The sequence below is a fragment of the Stieleria varia genome (assembly GCF_038443385.1).
GTDB lineage: Bacteria > Planctomycetota > Planctomycetia > Pirellulales > Pirellulaceae > Stieleria > Stieleria varia.
Genome location: NZ_CP151726.1, coordinates 9,010,337 through 9,021,833, shown reverse-complemented (window position 1 = coordinate 9,021,833; position 11,497 = coordinate 9,010,337). Strand labels below are relative to the sequence as shown.

Sequence of the window (11,497 nt, the reverse complement as noted above, 5' to 3'; positions counted from 1 at the left end):
GTAACTCGATGAGTGACGTGGATTCCGATTTACGCGACCAGCTTCGTGATTTCCGAGCCGATTTCCAAAACCTTCGTGACGAATTGGGGAAAGTCATTGTCGGGCAACGGCCGATCGTTGACGGTGTCTTGATCGCAATGATCGCCGGCGGTCACGTCTTGCTTGAGGGTGTCCCCGGTCTTGGGAAAACACTCTTGGTTCGAACGCTCGCCGATGTGATCGATTCATCGTTCTCGCGAATCCAGTTCACGCCCGATCTGATGCCCGCCGACTTGATCGGCACAAACGTTCTCATTGAGTCCGACGGTGGCGGCAAAGCGTTTGATTTTCAACGCGGCCCCTTGTTTGCCAACATCATCTTGGCCGACGAGATCAACCGAGCAACGCCGAAGACCCAATCGGCGTTGTTGGAAGCAATGCAAGAACACAGCGTCACGGTCGGCGGGATCTCGCATCAACTCGAAGGCGTGTTCTTTGTGTTGGCGACACAAAACCCGCTCGAAATGGAAGGCACGTACCCGTTGCCCGAAGCACAATTGGATCGTTTTTTGTTCAAGATCTTGGTGCCGTTTCCGACCGTTGTGGAAATGGAAACGATCATGGACCGCACGACGGCCGGCGACATGCCGACGGTATCCAAGTTGGTGTCGCCAGAGCGAGTGATGGAGATGCGAGCGATCAGCCGCAAGATCCAAATCGCCGATGTCGTGCGGCGTTATGCGATCGAGTTGGTGATGCGAACGCACCCGGATCAAGACATTGCCCCGGAGATGGTTCGGCAATATGTGCGATACGGCAGCAGCCCTCGCGGCGCCCAAGGATTGATCTTGGCGGCCAAGATTCACGCCGTCTTGGACGACCGTTATCACGTCGCGACCGAGGACATCCAAGCCGTCGCCACGAACGTGCTCCGGCACCGAATCATGTTGAATTTCGAAGGCCAAGCCGAATCAATCCAACCGGATCAAATCATCGCGGATTTGTTGGAGTCGGGCGTGGTGTCGGTGTAAAGAACCAATCCTCGTTCCCAGGCTCCCGCCTGGGAACGCACTGTATAGCAGGCTCCCCGCCTGCCGGGCTTGTGTAGCAGGCTCCCGCCTGCCGGGCTTGTGTAGCAGGCTCCCGCCTGCCGGGCACTGTTCAGCAGGCGGACGCCTACAAGACATCATGTTCCCAGGCAATAGAGTCTGGGAACAAGTGATCACAAGTGGTCCGTGATTTCCATCGCGGATGCACGAAGGTTCCTTACGTTCCCTGTATCCTTTGTCTTCTTGTCTTCCATCCCCCGTCCCGGCAAATCGTCCTTTGTTTGATTCCGAATTTCTCAAACGGCTCGAATACTTGTCGCTGCTTTCCAAGCGGGCGTTTCAGGGGCAACTGTTGGCACAGCGTCGGACCAAGCAGACCGGTGGCGGGATCGAGTTTTCCGATCACCGCGAATACATCCAAGGCGATGACCTTCGCTATCTCGATTGGAACGTTTACGCCCGACACGGGGATCGGTTGCTCAAACGGTTCGAGGAAGAAGAAGACCTGCACGTTTACATCTTGCTCGACACCAGCCGCAGCATGGACTCGTCGTCGACCGACCCTGCTCAAGCGGTCAACAAATTCGACTTTGCTCGACAAATCGCCGCTGCGATCGCCTACATCGCGTTGGCCGACTTGGACCGTGTTTCGATCATCGGTTATGACGACCAAATCCGCTCCACCTTGCCCTTGATCCGAGGTAAGAACAACTCGCTGTCGATGCTGCGGTATCTGGAAAAACTTCAAACCTCAGGCAACGCCACCAACCTGGCCGATGTTGCGAAAGATTTCGCACGCCGCGCTCCGCGACGCGGTTTGGTTTTGATCGTCAGCGATCTGTTCGACCAAGCCGGCTTTCGCGCCGGCGTCGACTCGCTGCGGCATCAACGGTTCGAGCCGCATGTGATCCAAGTTCACACGCCTGCCGAAGCTCATCCAAACCTGCTCGGAGATGTCGAACTGTTTGACGTCGAGTCCAACCGATCAACCAAGGTGACGATCACCGAACGCAAATTGAAACAATACGAAACGTTGTTCCAAAATTTTGTCCGCGACGTCGAAGCGTATTGCCGCACGTATGGACTCAGCTACACACGGGCGACGTCAGATGTACCCTTTGACGTCGTGCTGTTAAAGATGATGCGAATGGCCGGAGCCGTTTCATGAACTTCGTTTCGCCCGAGCGATGGATGTGGATCGCCGCCGCCATCCCGATCATCGTGTTTTATGTGCTGCGGTCGCGGCTGAAGAAACGATCCGTTTCGACGTTGCTGTTTTGGGACGAACTGTTTGACCAAAAACGACAGCGTTCATGGTGGCAACGGCTCCGGCATCTACTGAGCCTGTTGCTGCAACTGGCGTTCCTTGCCTTGATCGTGGTGGCACTGCTGGACCCTTTGTGGACGGGACAAAAACAGGCGGCTCGGCAAATTGTGTTGGTGGTCGATAACTCGGCCAGTATGTCGGCGATCGAACCCGACGAGAACGATCGATTTTCCAACGCGATCCGGTTAGCCGAGGGTGTTGTACGGGAACTGCGAGACGGCGATGAGATCGCATTGGTGACCGCCGGCGGGACCGTTCGCGTCATCGTCGGAATGACCGACTTCGGGCCCGCCGTTCGCGACGCGTTGCCATCGATCACGCCGACCGACGGACCAACGCGTGTCGCTGAGGCGGTTGAAGCGGCCAGGCGAATGACGCGTTCCCCTGAGCGACGCGAGATCGTTGTGATCAGCGACGGGGCGTTTACCGAGTTCCAAGCCATCGCCACCGACGACGACGTGCGTTTCATTTCGGTCGGCTCGCCGCGAGACAACGTGGCCATCACGCGAATGGCGGTCCGTCGGTCGCTGGTCGATCCGATCGGCTACGCCGCGCTGGTCGAAGTCGCCTCGTTCGCTGAGACGCCCACTCGATGTCGGATGAGTCTCGAACTGGCAGATGAATTGGTCGATGTGATCCCGATCGAATTGGCACCCGGCGAAGTTTGGAAACGCACGATCGTGGGTGCGTCGGCCGCTGGAGGAATCCTGTCTGCGACGATCGAACTGAACCAGACTGCCGAAGACGAAACCAACGACGCCTTGGCCGTCGACAATGTCGCCCGCGCGATCTTGCCGGAGCGGACGAAGATCCCGGTGACGCTGGTGACAAATCAGCCGAGCTTGTATTTGGAAAGCGTGTTGGGCGCGATCCCGCTGGTCGAATTGAAGATCACCGACGAAGCCCCGGCGGCTTCCCCGACGGGCGGATTCACGGTATTGCACCGGAGCGAATCGACGACGATCCCGAACGGCGCTGTGTTGGCCATCGACCCACGCGCGGACACCGACGCGTTCACGTTGGGCGAATCGATCGATCAACCGATCGTGGTGACACAGGACACCACCTCTCCGCTGATGCCGCACGTCCGCTTGCAAAACGTGATCCTGGCGGGGGCTCGCGGGTTGACGATGACCGACGCAGCAACGCCGTTGTTGATCGATGCGGGTGGAGAAACGTTGATGGCGTCACGCGTCGCGGGCGAAGATCGATTGGTCGTTCTGACGGCGAACCTGGACGACGGCGATTTGCCATTGCGGATCGCATTCCCGGTGCTGATGACCAACGCGGTCAACTGGTTCCTGTCGCGTTCGGGTGAGATCGAACCGTCGCTGCGAACCGGTCGTCTGGCCAAAATCGAATTGCCCACACGAACCACGACGAAACAAACCAGCGCACCGGAGAACGCCGTTCTCGAAGACGGTTGGACATGGACGGATCCCGACGGCGTGGTTTACGTGACAACGACCGAAGGCGAAACAGCGTTGGTCGGCCCAGTCACGCGGGCCGGGTTGGTGACGCTGCAACGCTCGGGCGAAACAGTCAAGACGGCGGCGGTGAATCTGTGTGACGCGTCGGAAAGTGACTTGCGGCGGCGCGGCGAATTTGAATCAGCGGTACCGCAGCGCGGGCAAGCCGGATACCGCTCGCTCTGGTTCTACTTGACTTGCCTGGCACTCGGTTTGATCGTCGGCGAATGGTTCCTGTACCAACGGAGGATCGTCGGATGAGCGAACCAATCACCAGCCTACCACCGTTACTGGCCGCGAGCGTTTGGGAATGGACGCGGCCGGAGTTGCTGGCGTGGCTGTTGATCGCGATACCCGTTTTGCTGTGGTTTCATGTCCGCAGCCTCAGCGATTTTCCGGTTTGGCAGCGGCGAGTTAGTTTGGCCGTTCGGATCGTCGTCGTTTCGCTGTTGACGCTTGCCTTGACCGGATTGGTTTGGTTGCGATCGACGCAGCGTCAAATGATCGTGGTGGCGATCGACCGCAGTGCCAGCATCGACGCGGCGGCGGGCGAGATGGCCGACCGGTTTGCCGAAACACTGGCCCAGGCGGCGGACCAGCGTAACGACGTCGAGTTGCGTTTTTTGGAATTCGACCGAGTCCCCGGCGAACTGACCCAAACCCATCGCCCGATCGAGGAAAAAACCACCGCTGCACCGGAGCAAACCGAAACGAAATCCGAAGCCGCGGACTCGGACGCCGAACGACCCGCCAAACCCACCGCCTCACCCGAGCCAGAACCGGACTACGGGACCGACATGGCGTCGGCGCTACGCACCGCAGCAGCCGCGATCCCGCCTCGCTACGTTTCCAAAATCGTCTTGGTCAGCGACGGGAACGAGACGTTCGACGACGGCGTGGCGGCGGCGACGTCGGCGGGGATGCCTATCTTTACTGTGCCGCTGCCCGGTCGCAGCGAACCGGAAGTCCAAGTCGCCAGCTTGCGGGCACCGGCTCAGGTCCGCCAAGGGGAGCCGTTCTATTTGGAAGTCGTTGTCAATAGCAACACCGACACGACCGGAATGTTGGACATTTATCGTGGCGACATCCGCATCGGCGACGACGAAGCCAAACCGATCGAAGTCAAAGCCGGCGAGACAAAGTTTCGCATTCGTCAAACGGTCACGGGGCAACGGCAAGTCACCTTCGCTGCGCGGCTGCGCGGCTTCGGCGACTCCGACACGTTGCTCGATAACAACGAACAGTCCGCCATCGTCGCCGCATCGGGTCGGCCTCGCGTGTTGTTGATCGATCCCGATACGGACCAAACCGATTCGCTGCGATGGGCACTCGATGAACAAAAGATCGACGTCGAAGTCCGTCCGCCCGCTGGCGTGCCGAGGTCGCTTTCGGAGTTGCAAGGTTATGAATGTTTGATCTTGTCCAACGTTCCGGCGACCGCGATGACGATGCGGCAAATGGATGTCATTCGGACTTATGTGCAAGACTTGGGCGGCGGGTTGGTGATGATGGGCGGCGATCAATCGTTCGGGCTCGGTGGATACTACCGCACCCAACTCGAAGAAATCTTGCCCGTCCGTAGCAACTTTGAAAAGGAACGCGAGAAACCGTCGCTGGCGATGGTGCTGGTGATCGACAAGAGCGGTTCGATGGGCGGTGAAAAAATTGAATTGGCCAAAGACGCCGCGCGGGCAGCCGTCGAGTTACTGGGGCCTCGCGATTCGATCGGCGTGATCGCGTTCGATGGCGAAAGCTACTGGGTCAATGAACTGCGATCGGCTTCGGACAAGGGATACGTGATCGATCAAATCGCTACGATTGATGCCGGCGGTGGGACGAACATGTATCCTGCGATGTCGGACGCATACGAGGCGCTCGCCGGCGCATCGGCAAAATTGAAACACTGCATCATGTTGACCGATGGCATTTCGGCCCCGGGTGACTTTGAAGGGATGGCCGGCGAGATGGCGGCCAGCCGGATGACGGTGTCGACGGTGGCACTCGGACAAGGATCGTCGGAAGAGTTACTCGAAGACATCGCGCGGATAGGCGGCGGACGTTACTATTTTTGCGACGACCCGCAATCGATTCCGCAGGTGTTCGCAAAGGAAACCGTCGAGGCGAGCAAGTCGGCCATCAATGAACTGCCGTTCTTGCCCCAAGTCGTCCGGCCGACGCAGGTGCTAGAAGGCATCGATTTGGAGTTCGCGCCGTTGCTGCTGGGTTACGTCGTCACTCGTCCCAAGCCGACGTGCGAGTTCGTGTTGGCCAGCGAAAGTGGAGACCCGTTGCTCGCCTGGTGGCGGTACGGGTTGGGCATGACGGTCGCATTCACCAGCGACGCCAAAGCTCGCTGGGCGGCGGAGTGGCTGGCGTGGCCGGACTTCGGACCGTTTTGGGCTCAGGTGATCCGTCACGCGATGCGCAAGAATGACGCTCGCGGAATATTTGTCGACATTCAAACCGACGACGAACGGACGACGGTGCAAATGGACGTGGTCGACGACGACGGCAACTTCATCGACGAGCGGCCGACAACGGTGACGGTGATCGATCCGCAGTTGAAGTTGGAAAAGATCGAAATGCGACAAACGGCAGCGGGGCGATACGAAGCCGAATTGCGGGCGCTTCAGCAGGGAACGTACCAATTAGACTTGGCTCAAGTCGCCGCCGACGGAACGACAATCCGCCAGTCTCGCGGTTTGGCGATCGGGTATCCCGAGGAGTTGCGTTTGCGTCCGACCGATGAGGCGAAGCTGACTCAAATCGCGGAGGTCAGCGGTGGCGGGTTCGGCGAGGATGTCCAGGCGATTTTGGCCACGGACAAGCGGACCGCTCGCGACCCGATCCCGATGTGGCCGTGGCTGTTGATGGCGGCTTTGAGTCTGTTTATCGCCGACGTGGGCCTTCGCCGCATCGAATGGGGACGGGCATAGTCGACAAAACTCGTTCCCAGGCGGGAGCCTGGGAACGAGGTTTCTGGGGGGCATTGCACCAAAATTTTCGTGCTTTTCCATCGCGGTGGGTCGGTAGGACCCCTAGAATGTCAGTCGAATCGCAACTTTCACCGGTTTCCACAGGAACCCAAGCCATGACGACGCCGACATCGGAACTTCTGTCGATCGAAAGTTTGCTCGCGAGTGTTTCGCAGCGCATCCGGCTTCGCAACGTCGGGCATTGGGCCAGCGTGGGGTTGGCGGCCGGTTGTTTCGTCGCTTTGGTGATCGCTTGCCTCGGTGTGGCGACCGTCCCCGTGTCATGGATCACGTTGCCCGCAAGTATCCTTGTTTTTACATTCGCGGGGGTCTTGGTCGGCGCGATGATACCAGTGCGTACGTTGGCCACGGCGCGATTGGTGGATCAACACTATCGATTGAAAGATCGCACGATCACGGGACTGCAGTTCCAACGCGACGCCGATCCGGTTCGGCTGTTGCAGGCCGACGACGCACGGCGGCATCTGCGTCAAGTTGATCCGCGAGACTGCGTTCCCATCACCGCCAACCGGCCCGCCCTGTATTCGGCCGCATCGATGCTCGTGATCGCGACGGCGTTGTTGGGGTTGGCCCGTCCGCCGCTCGACTCGGGAATCGACGCGACGCCCGTTGCTCTCGCGGGCGATCAAGCCGGCGACCTTCGTGAGACGATGCTCGATGACTTGGAACGACTCAAAGAGGACGTCGACCAGCCGGAACTCGACGATCTGACCGAGAAGCTGGACGAGTTGATCGAGGAACTCGAAAATGAATCGATGGACGAGCGGGACATGATGGCAACGCTTTCGGAAATGGAGCAGGCGATTCAATCGGCTCGTGAAGCGATGCAGTTGGAAATGACCGATGCCCAAATGCAAGCCCTCGCGGCGGCGATCGAACCGTCCGAAGCGATGAAGGCGGCCGCGGCGGCGATGAAAGAAGGAGACTACGACAAAGCGGCCGAGAAACTCGAAAAGATCGACCCAGCGGATTTGAACGATAAAGAACGCCGCGCCGTGGCGGATAACTTGAAACAATTCTTGTCGAAATTGCCAGCCGGCAAACAAGGCAAACTGTCCGGTGCCGCCGAGCAAATGCAAGCAGGCTTGGAATCCAAGAACTTGTCCGAATGCAAAGACGGAATGTGCAAGTTGGCCGGGCTGTGCAAGAGCCAAAGCCAATGTAAGAAGATCGGCGAATGCATGGCATGCCAATTGAACAAGCTGTCCCAATGCAAAAGCCAATGCCGGGGCGGAAAGAACGGCGGCAACAATGCGAGCAAGAGCAACAGCCCAAAGAACTCGTGGGGACGTGGTGCGACCGGTAAGGCGAACGACGGCGAGGCAACTCGCCTCGACGCGACCCGCAATCAAGAACAATTAACCGGGCAACAAGGCGACGGCCCGAGTGAATCCGAAGTGATCGCGGCCCCCGAAGGCGAACAAGACGCCGCTCGACAATACGCCAGCCGTTACCAAGAATTCCGCAACCAAGCCGAAGCGGTCTTGGACAGTGAACCCTTGCCACTTGGTCACCGCGAAACGGTTCGTCAGTATTTCGAAAGCATCCGCCCCTCCAATGCGACCGACATCGTTGATTGAACCGAAGGTTCGCATCAAGAAACCAAGAATGCGAAGCACGCTACGGGCCATTCGGTTTTTGGTTTCTGAGCCCCATCCCGCGTGACCCTCTGTCCACGGACAACCCTGGAAATCTGAATCAGTCCAGGCGAATCGCTTCGCTATCGTCATCGGTCTTGACAGAAAACATCCAGAAGTCTATCGTAGATCGACGATAAACAATTTAGCTGTGGTTACCAGATCGATTCCAAGGGAAATGAACGATGGTCCGAGCCAAGGCAGAAGCGAAGAAATGCTGCACGACCAGCGAAAAGCTGACTTTGCCGGATGTCGCATGGGCCGAAGAAATGGCCAAGCTGACTTGGGCACTCGCTCATCCGGCTCGCGTGCGGATCGTTCGCTTGTTGCTCAATCGAACGTCGTGCATGTGCGGTGAGATCGTCGAAGAAATGCCACTGGCTCAGTCGACGGTCTCTCAACACCTGAAGATCCTCAAAGAAACCGGTCTGGTGCAGGGCGAAATCGACGGTCCGCGGGTTTGTTACTGCATCAACAAGGATGCGATGGCCAAGCTAAAGGCGTTGATCGCGGAACTGTAATTGGTTCGCGGAGATCCCGACTGTCAGCGGCGTGTCCGCTCACCGGATTAATACATTTTAATTATCCCTATCGTGCTTCGGCGATAGACGATAGCGAGTAAAAGTTGATCGCCGATGCGCGAGTCCATTCCCGTTTTGAATTTTCCACCCATCTCCAAGGAGAAAACCATGAAGTCCGTCCAAGTCTATGACAAACCCATGTGCTGCTCGACCGGCGTCTGTGGACCAGAGGTTGACCCTGTGTTGCCGAAGTTCGCCGCCGACCTCGACTGGTTGAAAAGTCAAGGTCACAACGTCGAGCGATTCAACTTGGCTCAACAGCCACAGGCCTTCATCGAGAACAAGGCGATCCACGGACTCTTGAGTACCGCGGGAACGGACTGCCTGCCCGTCGTTGTCGTTGATGGCGAGATCGTCAGTCAAACCGTTTATCCGTCACGCGAAGATCTCGCCGGTTGGGTCGACGGCGCGCCAGCGAAGCAACGATTGCCGGTCACCAAATCGGACGGCGGATGTTGCGGAACCAGTGGATGTTGCTAGTCAGCTGCCAAGCTTGCAATCCGTAATGACGACTTTCAGTCGCCATCACAAGAAACCGCGACCAACGGTCGCTGCCACGATTATGAAACGGCAACTAAAAGTCGCCGCCACCTGCGAAATATGAAACACGAAACATGAAATTCATCGACCAACCAACACGAAATTTGTTCTTCACTGGCAAAGGGGGTGTTGGCAAGACATCTGTGGCATGTGCGACCGCAGTCAAGCTCGCTGATTCGGGCAAGAATGTATTGCTCGTATCCACGGACCCCGCTTCGAATCTCGACGAGGTTCTAGGCGTCACATTAGAAAACCATCCGACGGCGATTCCAGAGCTACCGACGCTGTTTGCGATGAATCTCGATCCGGAGAAATCGGCGGCAGAGTATCGCGAACGAATGGTTGGACCGTATCGCGGAGTCCTGCCCGACGCGGCCGTGGCCAGCATGGAAGAACAATTCTCTGGTTCTTGCACGCTTGAGATTGCTGCGTTTGACGAGTTCTCGCGGTTGCTCGGTGATCCGACCGCCACGGCTCAGTACGATCATGTCGTCTTTGATACAGCACCGACCGGTCACACGTTGCGGTTGCTGACGCTGCCATCGGCCTGGGACGGTTTCATGGCGCAGAATACGACGGGCACCAGTTGCCTTGGTCCGCTGGCGGGATTGCAGGCTCAACAAAAGTTATATCAAGAGTCGGTGAAGTCGCTCAGCGATGCGACCGTCACGACGCTGGTGCTGGTCGCTCGCGCAGAGCCGAGCGCATTGCGTGAAGCCGCTCGAACCAGCAGTGAACTGGCCGAACTTGGCGTTCAAAATCAACATCTTGTGGTCAATGGCGTGTTCGAGGCAGTTGACTTGAGCGACCAGTACGCGGTGGCGTTGCAACAACGAGGTGGCACGGCCCTGAAGACGATGCCCGAGGAGTTAAGGGGGTTTCCACTGACCATCGTGCCGCTGAGTCCCAACGGGATTCTCGGAATCGAATCACTTCGTCGCCTTGGTGAGTCCACCCATCAGCCACCGGGCGTCAGCCCCCGGTTCTCACACCATGTGTCCGCATCGGAGGAACCGGACGCCAACGCGTTCCGGCTGATTCCACAACTGGGCGAACTAGTCGATGATCTTGTTGCCCCTGGTCATGGCGTTATCTTGGCGATGGGCAAGGGTGGCGTTGGCAAGACGACGGTGGCCGCGGCGGTGGCTGTTGCGATCGCCGAGCGTGGTTACGAAGTCCATCTGTCCACGACGGACCCCGCAGCCCACATCGCGGCTGCCATGAATGATGAACGGTTGCCCAACCTATCGGTCAGTCGCATCGATCCGTCCGAAGAAACCGCTCGATACTCGGCGGAGGTCTTAAGGAAAGCCGGTGCGAATCTCGACGCACAAGGCAAGGCACTGCTCGAAGAAGATTTGCGATCGCCGTGCACCGAGGAAATTGCCGTGTTTCGTGCCTTTGCAAATGCCGTTTCCGCCGGCACCAGCAAATTCGTAGTGCTCGACACAGCTCCCACCGGGCACACTGTATTGCTGCTCGATTCGGCACTCGCCTACCATCGCGAAGTGACTCGGCAAACAAGCGAAATGCCCGAGGCAGTCGAGAACTTATTGCCACGGCTCCGCGATCCGAGCTTTACCCGCGTCCTCATCGTCACGCTCGCCGAAGCCACTCCGGTGCACGAAGCGGCCGCGCTGCAGCGTGATCTTCGACGCGCCGAGATCGAGCCGTACGCTTGGGTGATCAATCAAGTGCTCAGTCCCTTGCCGATCACAGATCCGCTGATGAAGCAGCGCCAATCGAACGAGCAGAAGTACTTGAGCGAAGTGCAACAAACACTGGCAAGCCGCGTCGCCATGATCCCCTGGCAGATCGAGCCACCCACCGGACTTCAGAGGCTAAGCCGCTTGACCCATTCTGATTTAACACACCTTCCATCAGCCGCAGGGCATTAATACGGCAGCACCATCGCCTCA

The 11,497-nt window shown here is 58.2% G+C and carries 8 protein-coding genes; all 8 read left to right on the top strand.

Annotation, left to right across the window (positions count from 1 at the left end):
- Nucleotides 1-8: 8 nt before the first annotated feature.
- The 8 genes from Pla52nx_RS30525 (at nt 9) to arsA (ending at nt 11,476) form a co-directional block, all read left to right on the top strand.
- The gene (locus Pla52nx_RS30525) at nt 9-1,010 is read left to right on the top strand and encodes an AAA family ATPase (protein WP_146519457.1); all 1,002 of its coding nucleotides are present in this window, start codon (nt 9-11) and stop codon (nt 1,008-1,010) included.
- Between the two features lie 295 nt (nt 1,011-1,305).
- Nucleotides 1,306-2,196, top strand: a complete 891-nt coding sequence (locus Pla52nx_RS30520; protein ID WP_231741879.1) for a DUF58 domain-containing protein — start codon at nt 1,306-1,308, stop codon at nt 2,194-2,196.
- Complete coding sequence (locus tag Pla52nx_RS30515) at nt 2,193-4,085, top strand: vWA domain-containing protein (protein ID WP_146519459.1); 1,893 nt, start codon at nt 2,193-2,195, stop codon at nt 4,083-4,085. The genes Pla52nx_RS30520 and Pla52nx_RS30515 overlap by 4 nt, the downstream gene beginning before the upstream one ends.
- The gene (locus Pla52nx_RS30510; RefSeq protein WP_146519460.1) at nt 4,082-6,760 is read left to right on the top strand and encodes a VWA domain-containing protein; all 2,679 of its coding nucleotides are present in this window, start codon (nt 4,082-4,084) and stop codon (nt 6,758-6,760) included. The genes Pla52nx_RS30515 and Pla52nx_RS30510 overlap by 4 nt, the downstream gene beginning before the upstream one ends.
- 107 nt (nt 6,761-6,867) lie before the next feature.
- The gene (locus Pla52nx_RS30505) at nt 6,868-8,400 is read left to right on the top strand and encodes a hypothetical protein (RefSeq protein ID WP_197454466.1); all 1,533 of its coding nucleotides are present in this window, start codon (nt 6,868-6,870) and stop codon (nt 8,398-8,400) included.
- Between the two features lie 242 nt (nt 8,401-8,642).
- Nucleotides 8,643-8,978, top strand: coding sequence for an ArsR/SmtB family transcription factor (locus Pla52nx_RS30500; protein ID WP_146519462.1), 336 nt, complete (start codon nt 8,643-8,645; stop codon nt 8,976-8,978).
- Between the two features lie 168 nt (nt 8,979-9,146).
- The gene (gene arsD / locus Pla52nx_RS30495) at nt 9,147-9,518 is read left to right on the top strand and encodes an arsenite efflux transporter metallochaperone ArsD (RefSeq protein WP_146519463.1); all 372 of its coding nucleotides are present in this window, start codon (nt 9,147-9,149) and stop codon (nt 9,516-9,518) included.
- A gap of 134 nt (nt 9,519-9,652) precedes the next feature.
- On the top strand, nt 9,653-11,476 hold the full coding sequence (arsA, locus tag Pla52nx_RS30490) for an arsenical pump-driving ATPase (RefSeq protein ID WP_146519464.1): 1,824 nt from the start codon (nt 9,653-9,655) through the stop codon (nt 11,474-11,476).
- The last annotated feature ends 21 nt before the right edge of the window (nt 11,477-11,497 follow it).